At 71.9% G+C, this 22,118-nt stretch carries 14 protein-coding genes; 8 read left to right on the top strand and 6 right to left on the bottom strand.

All coding sequences use genetic code 11. The features are described from left to right. Positions 1 to 359 precede the first annotated feature (359 nt). Positions 360 to 1,643: a hypothetical protein gene (locus WME90_RS39060; protein ID WP_437277161.1), complete on the top strand. Its 1,284-nt coding sequence runs from the start codon at positions 360 to 362 to the stop codon at positions 1,641 to 1,643. A gap of 18 nt (positions 1,644 to 1,661) precedes the next feature. Here WME90_RS39060 and WME90_RS39055 read toward each other — a convergent pair whose 3' ends face one another. From WME90_RS39055 to WME90_RS39040, 4 genes are all read right to left on the bottom strand, one after another. Further along, complete coding sequence (locus tag WME90_RS39055) at positions 1,662 to 2,555, bottom strand: class I SAM-dependent methyltransferase (RefSeq protein ID WP_437277160.1); 894 nt, start codon at positions 2,553 to 2,555, stop codon at positions 1,662 to 1,664. Positions 2,556 to 2,751: 196 nt separating this feature from the next. Beyond that, positions 2,752 to 4,305 (bottom strand): AAA family ATPase, encoded by a 1,554-nt coding sequence (locus tag WME90_RS39050; protein WP_437277159.1) that lies wholly within the window; start codon positions 4,303 to 4,305, stop codon positions 2,752 to 2,754. Between the two features lie 129 nt (positions 4,306 to 4,434). Then, positions 4,435 to 4,944 carry an AAA family ATPase gene (locus WME90_RS39045; protein ID WP_437277158.1) on the bottom strand — a complete coding sequence of 170 codons (510 nt, stop codon included), beginning with the start codon at positions 4,942 to 4,944 and terminating at the stop codon, positions 4,435 to 4,437. A 58-nt stretch (positions 4,945 to 5,002) separates the two neighbouring features. Further along, on the bottom strand, positions 5,003 to 5,710 hold the full coding sequence (locus tag WME90_RS39040) for a TVP38/TMEM64 family protein (protein WP_437277157.1): 708 nt from the start codon (positions 5,708 to 5,710) through the stop codon (positions 5,003 to 5,005). Positions 5,711 to 5,790: 80 nt separating this feature from the next. Here WME90_RS39040 and WME90_RS39035 point away from each other — a divergent pair, with 80 nt between their 5' ends. Beyond that, complete coding sequence (locus WME90_RS39035) at positions 5,791 to 6,522, top strand: TetR/AcrR family transcriptional regulator (protein WP_437277156.1); 732 nt, start codon at positions 5,791 to 5,793, stop codon at positions 6,520 to 6,522. A gap of 108 nt (positions 6,523 to 6,630) precedes the next feature. Here WME90_RS39035 and WME90_RS39030 read toward each other — a convergent pair whose 3' ends face one another. After that, positions 6,631 to 6,903, bottom strand: a complete 273-nt coding sequence (locus tag WME90_RS39030) for a DUF2277 domain-containing protein (RefSeq protein WP_437277155.1) — start codon at positions 6,901 to 6,903, stop codon at positions 6,631 to 6,633. Between the two features lie 317 nt (positions 6,904 to 7,220). On the opposite strand from WME90_RS39030, the gene WME90_RS39025 reads away from it, so the two are divergent. Then, positions 7,221 to 9,998, top strand: coding sequence for a YncE family protein (locus WME90_RS39025; RefSeq protein WP_437277154.1), 2,778 nt, complete (start codon positions 7,221 to 7,223; stop codon positions 9,996 to 9,998). Positions 9,999 to 10,092: 94 nt separating this feature from the next. On the opposite strand, the gene WME90_RS39020 is transcribed toward WME90_RS39025, so the two are convergent. Beyond that, positions 10,093 to 11,496 (bottom strand): PAS domain-containing protein, encoded by a 1,404-nt coding sequence (locus WME90_RS39020; RefSeq protein WP_437277153.1) that lies wholly within the window; start codon positions 11,494 to 11,496, stop codon positions 10,093 to 10,095. A gap of 707 nt (positions 11,497 to 12,203) precedes the next feature. Between WME90_RS39020 and WME90_RS39015 the strand changes: the two genes are divergently transcribed. The 5 genes from WME90_RS39015 to WME90_RS38995 all read left to right on the top strand — a co-directional run bounded on the left by WME90_RS39015 (position 12,204) and on the right by WME90_RS38995 (position 22,040). Then, a complete protein-coding gene (locus WME90_RS39015) occupies positions 12,204 to 13,418 on the top strand; it encodes a sensor histidine kinase (RefSeq protein ID WP_437277152.1) in 1,215 nt (404 codons plus the stop codon). Positions 13,419 to 13,944: 526 nt separating this feature from the next. Beyond that, positions 13,945 to 15,504 (top strand): cation:proton antiporter, encoded by a 1,560-nt coding sequence (locus tag WME90_RS39010; protein WP_437277151.1) that lies wholly within the window; start codon positions 13,945 to 13,947, stop codon positions 15,502 to 15,504. Between the two features lies 1 nt (position 15,505). Next, complete coding sequence (locus WME90_RS39005; RefSeq protein ID WP_437277150.1) at positions 15,506 to 16,210, top strand: potassium channel family protein; 705 nt, start codon at positions 15,506 to 15,508, stop codon at positions 16,208 to 16,210. Between the two features lie 17 nt (positions 16,211 to 16,227). Further along, on the top strand, positions 16,228 to 17,553 hold the full coding sequence (locus tag WME90_RS39000; RefSeq protein ID WP_437277149.1) for a monooxygenase: 1,326 nt from the start codon (positions 16,228 to 16,230) through the stop codon (positions 17,551 to 17,553). Positions 17,554 to 17,726: 173 nt separating this feature from the next. Next, on the top strand, positions 17,727 to 22,040 hold the full coding sequence (locus tag WME90_RS38995; RefSeq protein WP_437277148.1) for an nSTAND1 domain-containing NTPase: 4,314 nt from the start codon (positions 17,727 to 17,729) through the stop codon (positions 22,038 to 22,040). Positions 22,041 to 22,118 lie beyond the last annotated feature (78 nt).

The raw sequence follows: 22,118 nt of genomic DNA, 5'->3' as shown, positions 1-22,118 counted from the left end.
GCACGTCCGGCGGCTTCTCGACGACTCTCGACGCTGGCTTCGAGCTGTCCTCGTCCAGCGCTCGGCTTCAGCTTTCGCTTCGGCGTTCAGACTTCCTTCAGTCAGCAATGGCAGTCAGCAATGCCCGGGCCAAACGCGACCAAGCGCCTGCGCGAGCTCCTCGTCGCCGCGCCCCCCGCATCCTGGAGCGATCCGCTGAGACACATCGCCTCGACCGTGGCGTCCTGCGACGCGCAATGGCCGCCCGCCCGGATTCCCAAGAGGACGGCGCTCGTGGCGCAGGCGCCCCACCCGGCAACGCAGGCGCCTCCGCTTGGCCTCCGCGGCGATCGGAGCAAGAATCCGCCCGGAACCGCGACATGACCCACGACTTCGCCGGCGCGCTCAGCGCCATCTTCACGGGCGAGCGAGCCCGCCTCCTGCACGTGATCGTGCCGGCACACATCCACGGGCACACGCTGGCCCTGCTGCGGGCGCTCGGCGAAGCAGGCTCGGCGCCCTGCCCCGTGTGGGTCCTGGCAGATCCGGTCTACGGGCCCAGCCGCGGCTGGGCGGCCCGAGAGCGCTCGCTGTCGCGCGAGCTCGGCGCCCCGGCGGCGCTCGCGACGCCCGAGCCCGCCCCGCTGCGCGAGCCGCTCGACGCCTTCGCGGACGCCCTCGCCGCTCACCTCGCCGGCAGCGCCCCGGATGGGATCGCCGTCGTCGTGCTGGCACCACAGCACGTCGAGGACCCGCGCGCCTACGCCCGCGACGTCCTCTGGCTCGCGCAGCGGCCCGAGCTCGCGCTCGTGCGCTGGGTCCTCGTCGACCCTGCCCACTCGAGCGTCGGCGATCTGCTCGCGCGCCTCGGCGAAGGCGCGTCCCGCGTCGTGTGGCCGGAGGCCGACGGCGCAGCGATCGCCGAGCTCGAGCGCGTGCTCAGCGATCTCTCGGCCCGCGGGCGGCACCTCCCCGCCGACCTGGAGGTACGCATCGCCCCCGGCTCGCTCCTCCGCGCGCCCGAGCTCCTCCCCGCGCGGCGCCTCCTGCACGAGGCGGACAAGTGTTTTCATGCGGGCCGGCACGCCGAGGCCGCGCAGCTCCAGGGGCAGGCCGAGGAGATGCTGGCGAGCCGCGGGCTGGGCGAGGAGGCCATCCACATCGCCATGCAGCGCGCGCGCTCGCTGATCGCGGCGGGCGTGGTCGAGGAGGGGCATCGGGTGTTCGTCGCCGCGCTGAAGGACGCGGAGCGGCGCGGCCTGTTCGCGATCGTGCCCGAGGCCTACGCGTCGCTCGCGAGCCTGCACAGCAAGCAACGCCGCTTCCTGGACGCGTCCGAGGCCTATGCGCGCGCCGGCGAGCTGGCGAACCGCCGCGGGAGCCGCGAGTTCGCCGCGGACATGCACCGCTGTTCCGGTCACGCGGCGCTCAACGCCGACATGCCGGACGCCGCGGCGATGGCGTGGCGGCGGGCGTTCGAGCTGCTCGGCTCCGTGGCCCCGGCCGTCGGCGCGCTGGAGAAGCCCCAGCAGATCGTCGTCCTCGGGCTCTCCCTCGCCGACGTCTTTGAGGAGCACGGCAACCTCCCGGCCGCGCGCGGGCTGCGGGGACACGCCGAGGCCATCGAGACCCGTCATCCGCGGCGCTCCGCGACGTGGAGCTGAGCGAGGCGCCGCGTCCGGTCAGGTGGGCGGGCGAGCGGGGGGCGGGGCAGCGTCCGGACCGGGGCGCTCGGCGATGAGGAGCCGCGCGTTCGCGGACGAGCCGGGCGGCGCGGACGGGGCTCCGAACTGCCGAGCCCAGTCCGCCGCGCCCGTGTCGCGCAGCGCGCGGAACCCGGCCCGCTCGACCTCCGCGATCATGGCCTCGCGCCTGCGCAGGCCGATGAGCGGCTCGCTCCAGATCCGCGTGAACAGGCGGAAGATGCGCTGATCGCGGCGCCGCACGAGGGGCTCCATGTAGTTCACGAGCAGGACGCTGCCTGGCGCCGAGGCGTCGGCGAGCGCCCGCAGCGTGGACCGGAGCGCCTCATCCGACAGGTACATCACGACCCCCTCCCATGCCCACGCGGTGGGCTCGTCGGGCCGATGGCCGGCCTCCGCGAGGCGCGCGGTGAGCGCGTCGCGCTCGAAGTCGACCGGCACGTACGTCAGCCGCTCGACGATAGGCGTCAGCTCCGCCGCCTTGCGCTGCTTGAAGGCCTGGGTCGCCGGGTGATCGACCTCGAAGAAGCGGGCCGCCGAGAGCGCCTTCATGCGGTAAGCGCGCGTGTCGAGCCCCGCCCCCAGGCTCGCGACCTGGCGGCACCCGAGCTCCACCGCGCGCTCGAGCTCGACGTCGATGGCCATCACGCGCAGCGGGACAGCGGAGAGCCGGGCGAGGGCGCGCGCGCGCTTCACCGGGTCCAGGCGCCGGAGCCGACGCGCGAACAACGCCAGCGCGGCGCTCCACCCGCGCGACAGCAGCCGGTGGGCGACCGGATCCTCGAAGCCCGGGACATCGGTGAAGCCCTGGTCGGCGAGCGCCCGGATCAGGGCGACGATGGATGCAGTCTGGCTGGGGCGACGCTCACGCATACCTCGTGCATAGCCTCCGACGGCGGGCTTTCAACGCGCGAGGGCCCGGCGGCGCGCGGCGAGGCGAGGAAATTTCGTCGATTCCAATTCACCGATCCCGACTCGGCAGCTTCCTGCGGCTCCGCCGCCGTCCAGGCCGGAAGATAGACATGGATCTGGAGCTGAACGGCTCTGAAGCCACGGACCCGAAGCGGCCTCAACACCCCACGAGGCGGATGCTCTTTCCCCCGTGCACAACCTCGCGCACGAACAGCTTCTCTGCCCACGAACGCTCCTTGCGCAGGTCGAACATCACGAGCCACCCCTCGCCGAGCCCCGCGTGCTCGAGGTACCGCGCCACCTGATCGAGCGCCTCGGCCTCGGTCTCCGTGTCGCGGCGGACCTTCACCTCGATGGCATGACGCTCCTCGCGCCAGCAGATCATCAGGTCGAGCGCCCCGCGCCCGAGCCCGTACTCGCGCTCCACCCTTCCCCCGCCGTTCACGACCCGCTGCAAGAAGGCCATCAGCATCAGGTGCGGCCCTGCCTCGCGGTAGCCGAATCCCTCGGCGGCGAGGTGGCCGTCCTTGCGCCAGAACGCTTGCCAGTCGGTGAAGAGCTTGCCCGTGTCGAGCGAGCCATCCGGGCGAACGTAAGCGGCGGGCTCGGCGGGGATCTGCGCCTGACGAATGAACGTGAGCGCGCGAGGGACGACCTCCCGATAAATGGGGTTCGCGATCTCGAAGCGCCCGCCGTGAAGGCGGATCAGGCCCAGGCCGAGGACGTACGCGAAATCGTCGTCGAGCACGTCGCTGTCCGTCAGCGTGCCGGCCAGCATGGGATCGAGCACGCGCCGCACCCGAAGCTCGCGCAGCCGGGCGATGAGCGAGTCGATGTGGGAGCGGCGCTCCAGGATGAGCGTCTCCTTGGCCGCGTCGACGTGCGCCGTCGTGATCGGGACGGCGCGGTCCTCCACGTCGCGTCGGACGATCTGGTCGGCCATCGCGTTGGTCAGCCACGGGTGGCCCTGCCCCAGCTCCCAGATCCGCCGCACCGCCTCGGGCTCGAAGCGCTGTCCGGTCGCGGCGGTGTGCTGCGCGAGCAGCTCGGCGACCTCGGCCTCGGTGAAGGGGCCGAGCGTCGTCGCCTCGGCGGTGATGTTGAACGGCGACGTCGTGCCCAGCCACGCGACCGCGCGCCGCTCCTCCAAGGCGAGCGCGTAGTCGCGCACCTGGCGCTGGCCGATGAGGGCCACGCTCGATGGGAACGGGATCCGGCTCCGGTCGAGGTAGCCCTGGCGGAGCTGGGTCAGCAACGAGACCATCGCCGCCCCCACGAGCCCGTCCGCCTCGTCGAAGAGCACGACCAGCGGCCTGTCGCTGCGCGCCGCGAGATCGCGCAGGTAGCGAAGGACGAAGGTGCTCGCGGGATCGACGCGGCGGACGTCGTCCGCGGGGCGGCCGAGGTCGGGCAGGTCGCGGTCGACCGCGGTATCGAGCGCGTAGAGGACGGCCTCGAAGGCCTTCGCCGGATCGGGCTCTTCGCGGGCGATCTGGACGTCGACCCAGGTGGCGCGGCGGTCGCCTTCGCGGTTCAGGTGCTCGACGAGCCAGCGGGCGCTGGTGGTCTTGCCCGTCTGGCGGCCGGCGTGGAGCGTGAAGTACCTGCGTTCCTCGATCGCATCGAGCGCCGGCCCGAGCCGGCGCTCGGGCGGCAGCATGTGATGCTCGCCGGCGATGCAGGGGCCGGCGATGTTGAACGAGAGCTTCACGGGGAGAAAGCTACCACGCGACGGGCGGCCCCGCGGTCAGGCGGGAGGGCCGAGCGCGGGTCGGTCGCGCCGGCCGCGCCGTCGCCCTCGCTCGTGCCGCCCGTGGCGGTCGGGACTCCCGTGCTCGGATCAGCGGTCCGTGGTGTCGATGAGGCGCATGTCGCGCCCGCTGCGCTCGGGCTCCTCGGGCGGTTCCCACATGTCGCTCGCCAGCTCGAACATGTCCGGTGGGACCACCATGGAGAACGTCTCGCCCTTCTCGCGGTTGCGCTGCTCGACCCGCTCGCGACGCAGCTCGCGGGGCGCGTCGAGCACGTAAACGGTGAGCTCGTACCCGGCAGCGTCCACCCGCTGATACAGCCGCTCGCGATCGCGCCGGCGGATCAGGCCGATCTCCAGCACGACGTTCGTGCCCACGTCGATCGAGCTCCTCGTCAGGCTCCAGATCTGCTCGATGCACCGCGCGGTGCGCTCGTGATACCATTCCATGATCCCGTTGTCGGGCCGGTCGGGGCGGAACAGCCGCGCCATCCATTCATCCAGGTTCAACCGGAGGGCGGCGTGATCTCGGTAGAGCCGCTGTGCGAACGTCGATTTCCCTGCGCCCACGGGGCCGATGATCAGGTGGATTCGCGCCATTTCTCCCCGTCTCCCTGTCTAATTTCTCTCTAAAATGCCGACAAAAATGAGGGACTTGTCAGGTGGGGACGACGCCGCGCCTGGAGCAGCGCCTGGCGAGCCACAGGAAGATCGTGATGGCCACCGTGGCGGCGCCCATTCCGGCCCACGCCGACGGGGGCGCGTCGCGCAGGGCGTCGAAGACCCGTTGACCGAAATAGGCGGTCGCCAGGAGCGGCAGCGCGTACCCGGCCAGCGAGCCCCAGAAATGCGTCCAGAAGCGCACCCCGGAGATGCCGAAGAAGACGTGGAGCATGGGCGGCATCCACAGGACAAGGCGGAGCACGAACACCGTCAGGAACGCCCGCCGCCTCAGGGCCTCGTCGTAGGCGTGGAAGCGCGCCGGCACCCGCGCAGCGACCCAGTCGCGAGCGACGAAGCGCGCGAACGAGAAGCCCACGACGCTCGCCGCCATGGTGCCCGCCATCGAGAGCGCGAACGCCACGGGCCACGGCCAGATGAGCGGCGCCGCCAGGATGAACACCGTGCCCGGTACGCCGAACGGCTGGAGCGCGGCGTACGCCGCCACGAACGCGACATACCCCCACGGCCCGAGCGAAAGGAGCGCCTGCTTGATGCGCGCGGGCTCGCCGACGATCTCGAACAGCCCCATGCGCTGCGCGACGGCGAGCAGCGCGGCGGCCGCGGCGACCACGCCGATCTTCACGCCGAGGCGGCCGCTGGCGGGCGGGAGCGCGGGGTCGGCCGGGGAGGCGGGCTGGCGCACCCGACGTTATTTGCAGTCCGCGTACGCACCGTCAAGCATCCTGTTGACAATTTGGTCTAAATTTGTCAATATTGACCACCGTGAACGAGGGCGAGCCGAGCGCCACCGAGAGACCCGCCGAGGATCTGCGCCGCCGCAAGCTGATGGACGCGGCGCTCACGGTGTTCCTGCGCTTCGGCTTCCGGAAGACGTCGATGGACGAGGTCGCGCGCGCGGCGGGCGTCTCACGGCAGGGCCTCTACCTCCACTTCGCCACGAAGGAGGAGCTCTTCCGCGCGTCGGTGGGGTACTTCCTCGACACCGCGCTCGCGGCCGCCACGGCCGCGCTCTCCGACGCGGAGCGTTCCCTGGAGGAGCGGCTCGTGGCCGCGTTCGACGCCTGGGTCGGTCGGTTCGTTGGCGCGCTCGGGGCCGACGCGGCGGACCTCTCGACCGCCACGAACGAGCTCGTCGGCCCCCTCGTCGCCGAGCACGAGGGGCGGTTCGTCGAGGCCGTGGCCGAGGCACTGCGCGCCTCCGGGCTCGCGGCCGCGTACGAGCCCGCGGGGGTCACCGGGCGCCAGCTCGCGGACACCCTTTATGCCTCGGCGCGCGGCCTGAAGTACGGCGCCGCGACGCGCGAGGCCTTCGTCGAGGGCATGGCCATCGCCGCGCGCGTGATGTGCCTGCCGGAGCGGCGAGACGTGGAGGCGCGGCCGGGGCGACCACGGCAGACCGCGCAATCGAGGCGAGGCGAGCAGGCGGCGTCGAGCCCTGGCCGCGAGGGCAAGGCGCGCGGCAAGGCCCGCAAGACACGCCGTACGTCACGATAGCCGGAAGGCCAGCCGAGCACGGCACGGGCGAGCGCGCGCCGGAGAACGCCGCGCTCGGCGCGCTCTCCCGCGCTCACGCTCGCCCGGACGGCGCGGCGGCCCCGCGCCTCAGCCCCGGCTGAAGCGCAGCCGCGACCGCTCGCGCGCCTTGGTCGCCTCGACCTCCCGGTCCCGCGGCGTGGCGGTCGTGGACAGCGACTCCATCAGCGCGCGGGCGGCGGCCGCGACGTCGTCCACGGCGCGCGCGAACGCCGCCTCGTTGGCCTGCGACGGCCGGTTGAAGCCGCTCAGCTTCCGCACGAACTGCAGCGATGCCGCCCGGATCTCCTCCTCCGTCGCCGGCGGCTCGAAGTTGAACAGCGTCCTGATGTTCCGGCACATGGCGATCTCCCGAGGCTCGATGTCTGCGGGGAACGATCCTAGTCCCGGGCCGCGCCGGCGGTCCAGGCGCTCCGCGCGCCGGAGGCTCCTCCGGCGCACACCGCGGCCGTCGACGGAGCCACCGTGTAGGCAACTCGCGCAACCACGCGACGTGACACCACATGAAGGCGACACGGCCGCATCACGACGTCACCCTTGTTGGCTGCACAACAGTGCGCGCACTACCGATATCAGGAATATCTTGATTCCTTAAGGATAACCGTGCACTTCTAAACTGAGAAGACTTTTGCCTAAACCCCGCTGGCAATGAGGTCCGTATGCGCCCACATCGTGCACTGCGCTCCCAGAATGCCCTGCTCTTCACCGCCGCCACGCTCGCTTGCCTCACCCTCGGATCCCAGGTGGAGGCCGCTCAGTCGTACACCCTCTTCGAGAGTGGTCAGGTCCGACCGCTCGCGCTCTCGCCGAACCGTAACCTGCTCTTCGCGGCCAATACACCCGACGGTCGTCTGGAGATCTTTTACGTTACGCCAGGTGGTCTGGAACACATCTCTTCCGTGAGCGTGGGCCTGGAGCCCGTCGCCGTCGCCGCGCGCAGCAACGGCGAGGTATGGGTCGTCAATCACCTCTCCGATAGCGTCAGCGTCGTCGACGTCTCGTTCCCCTTGCGGCCGCGGGTGGTGCGCACGCTCCTCGTCGGGGACGAGCCGCGGGACATCGTCTTCGCCGGTCCTGGGCGCTCGCGCGCGTTCATCACCGCCGCCCACCGGGGCCAGAACGCGCCTTTCGATCCGCAGCTGACGACGCCCGGCGTCGGCCGCGCCGACGTCTGGGTGTTCAACGCGAACGCCGTCACGACCGATACGTCGCTCGGGGGCACGCCCCTCACGATCCTCTCCTTCTTCACCGACACGCCGAGGGCGCTCGCGGTCAGCCCCGACGGGGAGTCGGTGTACGCCGCCGGCTTCCAGACCGGCAACCGCACGACCGCCGTACACCGCGCGATCGTGGAGGAGGAGAACGGGATGCTGCCGCCGTTCACAAACTACCTCGGCGAGCCGCAGCCGACGACGTCGCTCATCGTCCAGCACGACGGCGCCCACTGGATCGACGCCGCGGGCAACCCCTGGGACGACGCGATCATGTTCTCGCTGCCCGACAAGGACGTCTTCGTCATCGACGCCATGGCCAATCCCCCCGCCCAGCGGCCCGGCAGCGCCGGCTTCTTCACCGGCGTGGGGACCGTCCTCTACAACATGGTCGTCAACCCGGCGAACGGGAAGGTCTACGTCTCCAACACCGAGGCGTTCAACCTCGAGCGCTTCGAGGGCCCTGGCACCTTCGCCGGCTCGAGCGTCCGGGGACACCTGCACGAGAGCCGGATCTCGGTGCTCGGCAGCGGCGGTTCGGTCCTTCCTCGGCACCTGAACAAGCACATCGATTACTCGACGTGCTGCGCTCCCGTGCCCAACGCCGAGAACGCGAAGAGCCTGGCCACGCCGGTCGACATGGCGGTGACGAGCGACGGAACCAAGCTCTACGTCGCGGCGTTCGGGTCGAGCAAGGTCGGGGTCTTCCAGACGGCCCAGCTGGAGAACGACACCTTCACGCCGAGCCTCACGAGCCAGATCCACGTCACCGGCGGCGGGCCGAGCGGGCTCGCCCTCGATCAGCCGCGCGGCCGGCTGTACGTGCTCACGCGCTTCGACAACTCCATCTCTATCGTCAACACGACCACCAAGGCCGAGACGGCGCACATCGCGCTCCACAACCCCGAGCCAGAGAGCGTGACCCGCGGGCGGGCGCTCCTCCACGACGCGAGCTTCTCGTCGGCCCACGGCGACTCGTCGTGCGCGAGCTGCCACGTCTTCGGCGACCTCGACAGCCTGGCATGGGACCTCGGCAACCCGGACGGGGACACCGCGACGAACCCTGGGCCGTTCACGAACATCAACCCGCCGTTCCCCGCCGATACCTCGCTGAAGCCCATGAAAGGGCCGATGACGACCCAGAGCCTGCGCGGGATGGCCAACCACGGGCCGATGCACTGGCGCGGCGACCGCACGGGGGGCAACGAGGCGTCGACCGCGCAGCCGGACAGCGGGGCCTTCGACGAGCGCGCGGCGTTCAAGAAGTTCCAGGGCGGCTTCACCAACCTGCTCGGCCGGCACGCGCCCATCCCCGAGGAGGACATGGAGGCGTTCACGGACTTCATCCTCCAGCTCAGTTATCCGCCGAACCCGATCCGGAGCCTCGACAACTCGCTGAACGCCGATCAGCAGGCCGGGCGCGATCACTTCTTCCGCGAAGGAGGCGCCGGGACCTTCTCGTGCAATTCATGCCACACGCTGGACCCTGACGGGAACGCCGGTACCAGCGAGCCTTTCCCCGGCTTCTTCGGGACGGACGGAGCGAGCATCGGCCAGGAGAACGGCCAGAGCTTCAAGATCCCTCACCTGCGCAACATGTACCAGAAGATCGGTATGTTCGGCATGGCCGCCGTCCCGAGCCTCTTCCACCCGGGAGATAACGATTTCAAGGGTGACCAGATCCGCGGCTTCGGGTTCATGCACGACGGCGTGATGGACACGCTCTTCCGCTTCCATCAGGCGATCGGGTTCGAGCAGAGCGAGTTCTCGCCGAACGGCTTCCCGCCCGGCGCACCCGGGGAGCTCCTCCGCGAGCAGGCCGTGGAGTACATGCTCGCGTTCGACACGAACCTCGCGCCGATCGTCGGGCAGCAGGTCACGCTCAGCGCGAACAACGCGACGGCGGCCTGGCCGCGCATCGATCTGCTCCGCCAGCGCGCCGAGGTCGGGGAGTGCGATCTCGTGGCGAAGCTCCCGTTCCTCCTCGAGGAGACCGGCCTCCTCTATATCGGAGGTGGCCAGTTCACCACGGCGCGCGCCGCGGCCCCGCCCCTGAACGATCTCGTCCTGCGCTCGCTCGCTGCGCTCACCGGCCACCCGGTGACGTACACCTGCGTGCCGCCGGGCGCGGGCGTGCGCAGCGGCATCGATCGCGACAGCGACGGGGTCCTCGACGGCGACGAGTGCGACGCGGGCACGGATCCCGCGGATCCGTCGAGCCACTGAGTGGAGCGAGCGCCGCGCCGCGCCCGCCGTGCGCGGGGCGCGGCGCGGCCGGCGCGGCGCTTCAGCCGCGCTCCACGCGGTAAGGCGCGGCGCCTCAGCGGCGCCGCGCGACCATGCACCAGCGCAGCGCCTCCTTCAGGCTGCGCAGCGTGTGGACCTGCGAGAGATCGAAGCCGAGGCCGACCATCGTCTGCGCGACCGGCGGGCGGATGCCGGTGACCACGCCCTTGCAGCCGAGCAGCGTCAATCCATTGATGATCTTGATGAGGTGCTGCGCCGTCGTCGTGTCGACCGAATCGAGCCCGGTGAGGTCGAGGATGGCGAAGGCCGCTTGCTTCTCCACCACGCGCGCGAGCAGCGACTCCATCACGATCGCCGCGCGGTCCGCGTCGACCGAGCCGATCAAGGGCACGATGAGCACGTCCTGCCAGACCTCGATGATGGGGCTCGACAGCCGCGCGATCGACTCCTGCTGTTCCTGCGTCAACCGCAGCTGCTCCCGCAGCTGCTTCTCGACGTGGAGCTGCTGCGTGATGTCCTCGCAGATGGCGCCGACGCCGGTGGTCTCCCCGAGGACGTCTTTCTGGGGGACGAACCTCGTCCGCCAGATCCTGCCCCACCGGTTCTGCTCGACCTGCGCGATCTCCCCGGAGAGGGCGTGCTCGAAGGCCGCGCGCACCTCCTCCGTGTCGCCGCACAGCTCGCGCATGTGCTTGCCCAGCTCGCCCTGCTCCGTACAGCCGATCTGCGCGAGCGCCCCGCCCTGCGCAACCACGCACCCGCCGGCCTTGTCGAACGCCAAGATGGCGATCGGCATGCTGTCGATGCAAGCGCGGAGCAGCTCCCCCCGCACGGCGAGCCGGACGTCGTCGGCCAGGTTGATGCCGAACGTCTGGACGCCTTCGACCTCGCCGTCCTCGCCGCGGCGGGGCGCGTAGTGCACGATCCAGTGCACGCCCCCGGCCACGGTGTCCGTGCGGACCGCCTCGCCTTCGAGGACGCGCTTGCACAGGCCCATGATCTCCGCGTCCGCGCCGTAGAGGTCGAACATGTTCATCCCGACGAGCTGACCCGGCTTGATCCCCATGCTCTCGAGCCCGGGGCCGTCGGAGACGTGGAGCGTCCCCGCCCGATCGCACCACCACACGATCGCATCCATGGTCTGGAACACGTCGACGAGGATGCGGGCCTGAGCCTCCCACGCCCCGCGATCGGGCGTCACGGCAGCCCAGAGCGCCGTGTCGTCGGCTCGCCACAGCGTCCATTGCAGCGGGGAGATCTTCCCGCGGGCACCCACGACCCGCGCCGCGGCGGAGACGCTGCCCGCGGCGGCGCGCGCGCCCGCGATCCGGGCCGATAGCCCGCCCCGATCGTCCTCGTGGACGCGCTCGAGGACCGGCCCGGACGGGCCCACGCTGCGCTCCCATGCGGCGTTGCAGGCGATCACCTCCCCCGCGCCGGAGAGCAACGCCAGCGGTGTGGGAGTACCGTCCAGCAATGTCTTACATGAGATCGAAGCGAGCCTATCGTCCATTGGGTCCTTGCAAGAGGCCAGAAGCGGCGACCCTCGGCACGCCAGCCCCAGGCCTCTCGTGACGGGTGAACAAGCGAGCGCCGATCGCCGTCAAGACACCCGGTGCGACGAGGTAGGATGCTGCCCTGATCCTTGGCGCTGGTGCGAACGAGCCTGGAACCACGGCGAGCTGTATCCTGGTGATATCATTTGAGGGCGCCGAGGTGCCAGCCTCATCGGCTGGCGCACCGCGGCAGATCGAGGCCCGGCGCCGGTCGGACGGCGAGCGACGCCGCCCCACGACATCGCCCCTCGGCGCTCGGCATGAAGCGATGGCCGACAGCGGTCCTGCCAGAAGGACGGTTCTGCTGCTTGTGCGAGGACGCGAGCGGGCGCGGCGCCTGGGGACGCGCGGGCGTCAGTCAAGAGGTGGGTTCGGAGTTTGTCGCCTGGCGAGCGTCCGCAGCCGCACGGCCGCCGAGCCCGAGGCGGGCGCGCGGGCTCCGGAGACGAGCTGCGATGGAATGGGTCTGGCCTCCTGCCGCGCTCCACCGGCCTGCCTTGTCGCGGGCGAGACCGCGCGTTAGACAGCACTCGGAATGGAACCCGACGGCCATCGGAAGCTCGCTGATCCGGGGAGTCAGGACCCGAGTTTTCGGCAACTCCATCCTTGCGAGCACCTGATCGGCGTCGTGCAGGACCTGTCGCTGGCCCGTGATCTCCAGACGATCATGCAGATCGTCGGCCGGGCCGCCCGGGAGCTCACGGGCGCCGACGGCGCGTCCTTCGTGCTCCGCGACGGCGACCTCTGTTATTATGCGCAGGAAGACGCGATCTCCCCGCTCTGGCAGGGGAAGCGGTTCCCCATGTCGGCCTGCGTCAGCGGCTGGGTCATGCTGAATCGGAAGCCGGCGGTCATCGGCGACATCACGCTCGATCCCCGCGTCCCGGTCGACGCTTATCGGCCGACCTTCGTGCGGAGCATGGCGATGGTGCCGATCCGCGCGCGCTCTCCCCTCGGGGCCATCGGGACCTACTGGGCGTCCACTCGAGCGATCGCGCCGAGCGAGCTGGCGCTGCTCCAGGCGCTCGCCGGGAGCGCGGCCGTGGCTCTGGAGAACGTCGCGCTCCAGGACGGGCTGGAGAAGGGCCGGGCGTGGGCGCGCGAGGTCGAGGCGGCGAACCGCGATCTCGCGCAGAGGCACCAGGCGATGCAGGAGCTCCAGCGGCAGAACGAGGCGCTGAGCGAGTTCCTCGCGCACGACCTGCGGAGCCCCGCCGCCGGCATCATGCTGGCCGCCCAGGCGCGGCTGCAGAAGCAGGATCTCCCGGAGCCCGAGCGGCGCCGATGGAGTGCCGTCCTCTCATCGGCCGAGGTCATCCAGCGGACCGCGCTGAACCTGCTCGACGTCGCGAGCCGCCAGCACGGGATGTTCGTGCTGCGGCTCGCCGAGCTCAACCCGGTGTCGCTGTTCGAGGGGGTGGCGGAGATCATGGAGCCGCTCGCCGCGTCGCGCGGGCAGCGCATCGAGCTCCACCCCAGCATGCCGAGCTGCCTTGTCCGCGCCGATGAGGATCTCGTGCGGCGGGTGCTGCTGAACCTCGTCGACAACGCGCTCCGTCACAGCCCGGCGCACGGCGCGGTGCGCCTCGAGGCGCGGGGGCTCGACCCGGGGTGGGTCGAGGTCAACGTGTGCGACGAGGGCGCGGGGATCCCGGTGCACCTGCGCGACCACATCTTCGACAAGTATGCTCGGCTCGCCGACGGGGGCCCCGCGTCATCGACCGGCCGCGGCCTGGGGTTGACGTTCTGTCGGATGGTCATCGAGGCGCACGGCGGCAAGATCGATGTGACGGACAACGGGGGGCGGGGGAGCCGGTTCTCCATGCTGCTACCGGCGGGCTGAGCGGGGCGCTGCGAGGCTCGATATCGCTCGGGCCGTTGCCTGTCCTGGCGGCCCATGACGCCTCGGCGAAGGAGGGCTTCGACGCCGTTCACGAGGGGACCAGCGCCGTCATCCTGGGCGCGAAGATGGGCAGAAATTAGGGCTTCTGGGCCTGCGATCAGAACCGCAGGAGATGCTCCGACGTGCCGGTGATCTTCTATTCGGCATACCGGGAAGCAGAAGACCGATACGATAGCTCCGCCGCGTCGACGACATCGCTCATGTCGTGTCGTGTCGCCCCCGCGATATCGCGCCTCTCCCAGGGCGCGGGCGTGCACCACCTGTGTTGGCTCGGGCGCGCTTGCGAGGAGACGAGGAGAGCCGCCTGGCTGCCGGGCGACACCGCTCGCGTCTTGCGGATCCGGGGGCGATCAGGTAGCGCAGGATCTACGGTGATATTTTCCGCGGACCTCGTGCACATCGTGACGCGCCCGCCGCGGGCGTGCCCTCTCTCCCTCGTGCTCGTGCCGCCGCCGCGAGGCGCCGCATGAGGGAGCGGCTCGAGAGCCTGCTCCTCGTCTTGGCCGTCGGCTCGGCCGTCGCGATCGGCGCGAAGCGCGTCGCGATTCCCTACAACGTCGCGCTCGTGCTCGTGGGGCTGCTGCTCGTCGTCGTCGACGTGCTCCCGAAGGCGCCGATGGACCCGGAGGTCATCCTCATCGCGTTCCTCCCGGTGCTCGTCTTCGAGGGCGCCCTGTTCGCCGACGCGGACAGCCTGAGGAGCGCGAGCCGGCCGATCCTCGCGCTCGCCGTGCCGGGCGTGCTCATCTCGCTGCTCGGCACCGCCGCGGTGGCGACGCAGCTGCTCTCGCTCCCGTTCGCCGCGGCGCTCCTCCTCGGCGCGCTGCTGTCGATCACCGACACCGTGAGCGTGCTGCTCGCCTTCCGCAGCGTCCGCGTCCCGCACCGGCTGGCGGCCATCATGGAAGGCGAGAGCCTCTTCAACGACGGCACGGCGCTCGTGCTCGTGGTGCTCGCGTCGCGCGTCCTCGGGAGCGGCACCTTCGACGGCGCCGAGACGTTCCGCGCGCTCGCCCTGGCGATGATCGGCGGGGCCGCCGTCGGGGGCGCGCTCGGAGCCGTCGGCGCCAGCCTCCTCCGCCGCACGCCGGATCACCTGACCGCGATCCTCGCCTCCATCGTGCTCGTGTTCGCCACGGCCCTGCTCGCCGAGCGGCTCCACGCCTCGCCGGTCATCGCCGTCGTGGTCCTCGGGGTGATCGTCGGCAAGGCCGCGCGCCGCATCCTCGAGCCCTCGCGCGTGCTCGCGCTCCAGGGCTTCTGGGAGACGAGCGGCTTCTGCCTCAACGTGGTGCTCTTCGAGCTCGTCGGCATGCAGATCCAGGCGGAGATGCTCGTGCGCGAGGCGGCGTCCATCGGCCTCGCGCTGATCGCCCTGCACGGGGGCAGGGCGGTGGCCGTCTACGGCTGCTTCGGCGTGCTCCGGGCCCTCACGGGCGAGGTCGTGCCCCTCCGCTGGCAGCACGTGATGCTGGTCGGCAACATCAAGGGCGCGCTCTCGATGGCCGCGGTCCTCAGCCTCCCGAGCGACCTGCCGTACCGCGACCGCCTGATCACGATCGTCTTCGGCGTGACGTTCGTCACGCTGGTCGCGCAGGCGCTGCCGTTCGCGCGGCTGCTCAAGTTCCTGCGGGTCGCGATCCCGACGGCCGACACCGTGCTCGACGCCGCGAAGGCCACGCTCATCGCGGCGCGGCGCGGCCAGGCCGAGCTCGACGATCTGCTCGCGGCGGGCCTCGTGTCCCGCAAGGAGCACGCCGAGCGCCGCGCCGCGTTCCAGCGGCGGGTCATCCAGGCGGAGGTCGCGCTCCAGACGCCGCAGGGCGAGGTGGTCCGCGATCACCTGACCGATCTCGCCCTCCTCTCGGCTCAGAAGGCGGCGGTGCTCGACGCGGCGAGGCGCGGCCTCATCGACGCCGACACCGCGCACGCCCACGCGAACGAGATCGACAGGGCCATGGTGGAGCTCCCCGGCGGGCATGCCGCGCACGCCGAGAGCCCTCACGAGCACGAAGGAGAGAGCTGACATGCGCGTTCTCATCGCGGGCGCCGGCCGCGCAGGGCTGAGCGTCGCGGTCCACCTCGCGAAGACGGGCCACGACGTGACGATCGTCGATCGCGACGAGTCGATCGCCAACAGCGCCTTCGAGCGGCACGGCCTCGTCTCGCTCGTGGGCGACGCGACCGACGCCGGGCTCCTCCAGGAGGCGGAGGTGGGGCGCGCCGACGTGGTGGTTGCGATGCTCCGCCGCGACGCCGACAACCTCGCCGTGGCGCTCCTCGCGCAGTCCGCGGGGGCCAGGCGCGTGATGGTGCGCATGCGGGATCCCGCCTACCGGAGCGTGTACGTGCGCGCGGGCGTCCACCGGATCCTCTCCGAGATCGACGTCTTCATCGGCGCGATGGCCACCGCCATCGAGCACCCGGGCGTGCGCCACGCGATGGTGCTCGGCGCCGGCGAGTCGGTGGCGTTCGAGCTCGACATCCCGGTCGACTCGGTGGTCGCGGGGCGCACGGTGAGCACCATCGCGGGCAGCGCGAGCTTCCCGGCGTCGTGCGTCTTCGCCGGCGTCTACCGCCCGGATGGCCGCGTCGAGGCGCCGCGCGGCTCCTCCGTCGTCGCGGGGGGCGCCACGGTCCTCCTCGTCGCCGCGCGCGACGAGCTCGCCGGGGTCATCGCGTTCTTCCTCCGGCGCGAGCCGGCGAGCGGCGGGGGCAGCGAGAGGCGCTGAACCGGGGTAGGGGTTTCATGACGAAGCGCGCGGGTACCACGGGCTCATGGGCATGGTTCGGCGCGGCGCTGGCGGTCCTCCCCGCGTGCGGCGGAGATGACGACGGGGCCGCGGCGGGCGGCGGCGATCAGGCCGCCGTCACGTACTACCGGGACGTCAAACCCATCTTCGACGCGCGGTGCGTGGGGTGCCACAGCGACGGCGGCGTCGCGCCGTTCGCCCTCGATCGCCACGAGACGGCGGCGTCCTGGGCCGCGCCCATCCAGCGGGCCGTCGTCGAGCGCACGATGCCCCCCTGGCCGGCCGACGATGCGTGCGCCGAGTACGTGGGCGACCGCTCCCTGTCCGAGCAGCAGATCCAGACCATCGCCGCGTGGGTCAACGGCGGCGCGGCCCTCGGCGACCCGGCGGACGAGGGCGCGCCGCTCGATCCGCCGCCGAGCGGCGCGCTCGCGCGCGTGGACCGGACGCTCGAGATGCCGGTCGAGTACACCCCGGTGGAAGGGCCCGACGAGTACCGCTGCTTCGTGATCGACTGGCCGGAGGAGGCCACGCGCTACGTCACCGGCTTCGGGATCAGGCCTGGCGAGGAGCGCATCGTCCACCACGTGATCGCCTTCATCGCGGCGCCGGAGCAGCTCGCCGAGCTCGATGCGCTCGACGCGTCCGACCCGGGCCCGGGCTATCCCTGTTACGGGGGCCCTGGGCTCAAGCCGCGCTGGCTGGGCGGCTGGGTGCCCGGCGGCGGGAGCATGATCTTCCCGCCGGGGGCGGGCACGCGGATCGAGCCTGGCTCCAGGCTGATCATGCAGGTCCACTACAACACGCTGACGGCGGGCAAGCTGCCGGATCGCACCGCCATCGACGTGATGCTGGAGAGCTCGGTCGAGCGGGAGGGCTCGATGCAGCCGTGGGCGAACCCGGCCTGGCCCGGCGGCGACTCCATGCTGATCCCTGCCCTGGAGCGCGACGTCGTCCACCGCTTCGCGGCCGATCCCGCCCGGGCGCTCGCGGGCAACGAGCCGATCGAGATCCACTGGGCGGGCCTCCACATGCACACGCTCGGCAAGCGCGCGCGCCTCGCGATCGAGCGCGCCGACGGCAGCTCGGAGTGTGTGCTCGACATCCCGCGGTGGAGCTTCCACTGGCAGGGAAACTACGAGCTCGCCGAGCCCAAGGTGCTCGATCCGGGCGACAAGCTCTCGATCGAGTGCCACTGGGACAACACGCCCGAGAACCAGCCGATCATCGATGGACAGCCGCGGGTCCCCAGGGATGTCGTCTGGGGAGAGGGCACGACCGACGAGATGTGTCTCGGCACGTTCTACATGACCGGGCGCTGAGCTCCGGCTTCCCTGGGGCGATCTTCGGGGATCGCGGCGTGATCTGCGGTTAGGACCCCCGTGACCGACGAACACCGGGCAACCGCCGCGCGGCGCGGCGTCGGGCGACGGAGCACACGGGGAACGCTCTGCTCGAGTATATTCGCCGGGCGCACGGCGCGAGGCGGGCCCTCGTGAAAGAGAAGATTGCTCCAACCCTCTCGCAGGCAATCCTGCGCCCCGGCGGCGCAGAGACGCTGCCACGGGCGGGCGATGTCCTGCCGCCGTCGAGCCTAGGCCCGTCGAGCTTCGGTCCGTCGAGCGCGGGTCCGTCGAGCGCGGGTCCGTCGAGCCTCGGTCCGTCGAGCGCGGGCCCGTCGAGCTTCGGTCCGTCGAGCGCGGACTCGTCGAGCGCGGGCCCGTCGAGCGCGGGCCCGTCGAGCCTCGGTCCGTCGAGCGCGGGCCCGTCGAGCCTCGGTCCGTCGAGCGCGGGCCCGTCGAGCTTCGGTCCGTCGAGCGCCGGCCCGTCGAGCGTCGGCCCATTGAGCTTCAGCTCGCCGAGCCTCGCCCCGTCGAGCTTCCACCCGCCGAGCCGGTTCGAGGAGTACCGGCTCCTCCAGAAGCTCGGCAGCGGCGGCATGGGCGACGTCTACCTCGCGCACGACACGCTGCTCGACCGCATGGTCGCGGTGAAGTTCATCCGCGCGGAGACCGCGGACGCGGAGGTGCGCGCGCGGCTGCTCGCCGAGGCGCGCGCGGCCGCCCGCATCCAGCACCCCAACGTCGTCGCCGTCTACCGCGTGGGCGAGCTGCGGGGGCGGATGTTCATCGTCTCGGAGTTCGTCCGCGGCCAGAGCCTCGATCGCGCCGACGTGCCGATGCCCTCTCGTCGCGTGCTCGAGCTCGGCGCGGAGCTCGCGAGGGGCCTCGCGGCCGCCCACCGCCGGGGGGTGCTGCACCTCGACATCAAGCCGGCCAACGCGGTGCTCACCGCGGAGGGCGAGGCCAAGCTCCTCGACTTCGGCCTCGCCAAGCTGCTCGAGCCGGCAGCGCGGCCCGACACGCGCGGAGCGCGACCGGACGTGCGCGAGGCGCGAGCCGACGCTCTTGGAGGGCGACCGGACAGCCCCGGAGGGCGAGCGGACAGCCCCGGAGCGCGATCCGACATGCTCGGCGCGGACGCGCTCGATGGCGAGGCCCCACGCGAGGCGCAGGGCGATGCCGAGGCGGCGATCTCGCCCGGCGATGAGCCGCTCGAAGGGGAGTTCCGCGAGGCGGCCAAGATGGCGGCGCGGCTGCTCGACGCGAGGACGAGCGTCGGCGGCGGCACGCCCCATTACCTGCCGCCCGAGCTGTGGCGCGGCGAGATGGCGACCCGTCGCTCCGACGTGTACTCGCTCGGCGCGCTGCTGTTCGAGCTCTGCGCCGGCGTCCCGCCGCACCACGACGTGCCGATGAACGAGCTCGCGTACGTCGTCCAGAGCGAGATGCCGCGGCCCCTCGCCTCCCTCGCGCGGGGCGTCGACGCGCGGCTCGCGGCCGTCATCGAGCGTTGCCTCGAGATCGAGCCCGCCGCCCGCTTCGCCTCGGGCGACGAGCTGCGCGACGCGCTCGAGCAGCTGCTCGCCAGGAGCCGCCACGCCTCCGTCGCCCCGGAGGGCAACCCCTACCGCGGGCTGCTCGTCTTCGATCTCGAGCACCGCGCCATGTTCTACGGGCGCAGCTCCGAGACGGGGACGATCCTCGATCGGCTCCGCTCCGAGCCGATGATCGTCGTCGCCGGCGACTCGGGCTCGGGCAAGTCCTCGCTCTGCCGGGCCGGCGTGCTCTCGCTCGTGCTCGAGGGCGCCCTCGGCGGAGGGCGCGCCTTCCAGGCGGCCATGATGGTGCCCGGCAGGCACCCGCTCGCCGCGCTGGCCGCCGCGCTCGAGCCGATCCTCGGCACCCCCGCCGAGCGCATCGCCGCGGCCGTGCGCGCCGCGCCCGGCTCGCTCGCGCGCGATCTCCGCGCGCGCCTCGGCGAGCGCGAGGGGCTCGTGCTGTTCATCGATCAGATGGAGGAGCTCGCGACGCTGAGCAGCCCGGCCGAGGCGGCGCTCGTCGGCGAGGTCCTCAGCGCCTTCGCGGCGCGATCGCCCTCCCTGCGCCTGCTGGCCACGGTGCGCGGCGACTTCCTCGCGCGCGTCGCCGGGATCTCCGGACTGGGCGACGACATCGAGCGCGCGCTCTACCTGCTCCGCCCGATGTCGCCGGACAAGCTCCGCGAGGCCATCACCGGGCCGGCGCGGGCCAAGGGCGTCGCGTTCGAGTCCGACGCGGTCGTCGACGCGCTCGTCGAGTCCACCGCGCGCGCCGAGGGCGGGCTGCCGCTCCTCCAGTTCGCGCTCGCCGAGCTCTGGGACGCCCGCGCCGCGCCCGACGCGCCGCTCAGCAGCGCCGACCTCGGGCAGATCGGCGGGGTCGAGGGCGCGCTCGCCCGCCACGCCGATCGCGTGCTCGGCCGCATGCCGCCCGAGGTCCACGCGGCCGCGCGGCGGCTGCTCGGCGCGCTCATCACGCCGCAGAACACGCGGGCGCGACGCGCCGAGGGCGAGCTCGCGGAGCTGGGCGGCGACGGGCCGGCGCGCGCGGCGCTCGACGCGCTCGTGCAGGGGCGCCTCCTGTTCGCCCGCGAAGGCGAGCAGGGGACGGTCTACGAGATCGCCCACGAGGCGCTGATCCACGGCTGGGGGACGCTGCGCCACTGGCTCGAGGAGCAGCGCGAGCAGCGCGCGACGCGCCAGCGCCTCGACGCCTCGGCCGCCGAGTGGGAGCGGCTCGGCCGGCGCCGCGACGCGCTCTTCAGCGCGCGCCAGCTGAAGGAAGCGAGGGGCCTCGACCCGGCCGACCTGCCGCCGCGCGAGGCGGCGTTCCTGAGGGCGTCGCGGCGCGCCGTCCTGACGCAGCGCGTGGCCCGGTGGGCCGTCGCCGTGGGCGTGCCGCTCGTCGCCGCGCTGCTCTACGGCGCGCTGGAGATCAGGGCGTCGCGGCACCTCGCCGCGCGGGCGGACAGGAAGCTCCACGAGGCCGCGCTGACCTCGGCCACCGCGGCGCGCGAGGGCGCCGAGGCGGAGGCGCTCCGCGCGGAGGCCCTCTCGGCGTTCGATCGCCGCTTCCGCGAGGAGGGGGAGGCGCTCTGGGAGCGCGCGCGCACGCGCGCCGCCGAGGCCGAGCGGCTCCAGCTGCAGGTGAGCCAGAAGCTGGAGGCGGCGCTCACGCTCGACGGCGCCCGCGCCGACACGCGCGCGCGGCTCGGCGACGTGCTCTACGAGCGCGCGGTCGCCGCGGACGCGCGGGGCGACGCCTCGCTGCGCGACGAGCTGCTCCAGCGCATGACCACGTACGACCCCGACGGCGCGCGCCGGCAGCGATGGAACGCGCCCGTGGAGGTCGCCATCGAGACCGATCCCCCCGGCGCGGACATCACGCTGGAGCGGTACGAGAGCGACGCGGAGGGGCGCCGTCAGCTGACCGGCCAGCGGATCCTCGGGGCGACGCCCCTCGCGGGCATCGCGCTCGCGCAGGGCTCCTACCTGCTCACCTGCGAGGCGCGGAATCGCGCCATCGTGCGTTATCCGTTTCTGGTCCAACGCGGAGAGTCATTGAGGCTCTCCATCCCGCTGCCGCCCGCAGGCGAAGTCCCTCCCGGGTACATCTACATCCCGCCTGGCCGGTTCCTCTTCGGCGCTGCGCTCGACGACATGTACCGGTGGGCGTTCCTCTCCACCGTTCCCATCCACGAGATCCGCACAGGCGCCTACCTCATCGCGCGGCACGAGACGACGTTCCAGGAGTGGCTCGACTACATCCAGGCGCTGCCGGGAGAGTCGCGCGGCCGCTCTCCCATCCAGGCGGGCAATGGCGCCATGACAGGGGCCCTCGGGCTGCGCCGCCTGCCAAGCGGTGTATGGCAGCTCACGATCCAGCCCACGGTGCAGGCCTATACGGCGCGCGCCGGGGAGCCGCTCGTCTACCCGTCGCGGGAGCTCCGGGCGCAGCAGGACTGGCTACGTTTCCCGGTCACGGGCATCTCCTTCGCTCAGGCGACCGAGTATGCCGCGTGGCTCCACAGGACAGGCCGCGTCCGCGGCGCCCGCCTCTGCACCGACTACGAGTGGGAGCGCGCGGCGCGGGGCGCCGACAGCCGCATCTTCCCACACGGGGACAGGCTATCTCCTGGCGACGCCAACTTCGATGAGACCTACGGCAAGGAGAGCTCCACGATGGGTCCGGATGAGGTCGGCTCGCACCCTGCCTCACGCAGTCCGTTCGGGGTCGACGACATGGCCGGGAACGTGCTGGAGTGGGCCATTTCTTCCATCGAGACCGACAAAGTCCTGTTGCGAGGTGGTGCATATCTCTATGATCAAACCTCGGTCCGAAGTGACAATCGGACCGTCGTTGACGGCACCTTCCTCGACCCGGTGATCGGGCTCCGCATCTGTGCCTCGTTCCCTCCACCTCCGTGAAGGGCGACGAGGCCTGCGGCGCTCGAGCCGCGACAGGCCTCGTCGCTCGCGTGATCGGGGCCCGCCGCCGGAGGGGAG

The organism is Sorangium sp. So ce375 (genome assembly GCF_051473855.1).
Lineage (GTDB): Bacteria > Myxococcota_A > Polyangia > Polyangiales > Polyangiaceae > Sorangium.
This window is presented reverse-complemented; position numbering and strand designations above follow the sequence as displayed.

Bases quoted from the DNA above. Each gene is read 5' to 3' on its own strand.
- WME90_RS39045 (WP_437277158.1), bottom strand. From the start codon at position 4,944: ATGGCGCGAATCCACCTGATCATCGGCCCCGTGGGCGCAGGGAAATCG.
- WME90_RS39000 (WP_437277149.1), top strand. From the start codon at position 16,228: ATGACGAAGCGCGCGGGTACCACGGGCTCATGGGCATGGTTCGGCGCG.
- WME90_RS39010 (WP_437277151.1), top strand. From the start codon at position 13,945: ATGAGGGAGCGGCTCGAGAGCCTGCTCCTCGTCTTGGCCGTCGGCTCG.
- WME90_RS39030 (WP_437277155.1), bottom strand. From the start codon at position 6,903: ATGTGCCGGAACATCAGGACGCTGTTCAACTTCGAGCCGCCGGCGACG.
- WME90_RS39060 (WP_437277161.1), top strand. From the start codon at position 360: ATGACCCACGACTTCGCCGGCGCGCTCAGCGCCATCTTCACGGGCGAG.
- WME90_RS39005 (WP_437277150.1), top strand. From the start codon at position 15,506: ATGCGCGTTCTCATCGCGGGCGCCGGCCGCGCAGGGCTGAGCGTCGCG.
- WME90_RS39025 (WP_437277154.1), top strand. From the start codon at position 7,221: ATGCGCCCACATCGTGCACTGCGCTCCCAGAATGCCCTGCTCTTCACC.
- WME90_RS39055 (WP_437277160.1), bottom strand. From the start codon at position 2,555: ATGCGTGAGCGTCGCCCCAGCCAGACTGCATCCATCGTCGCCCTGATC.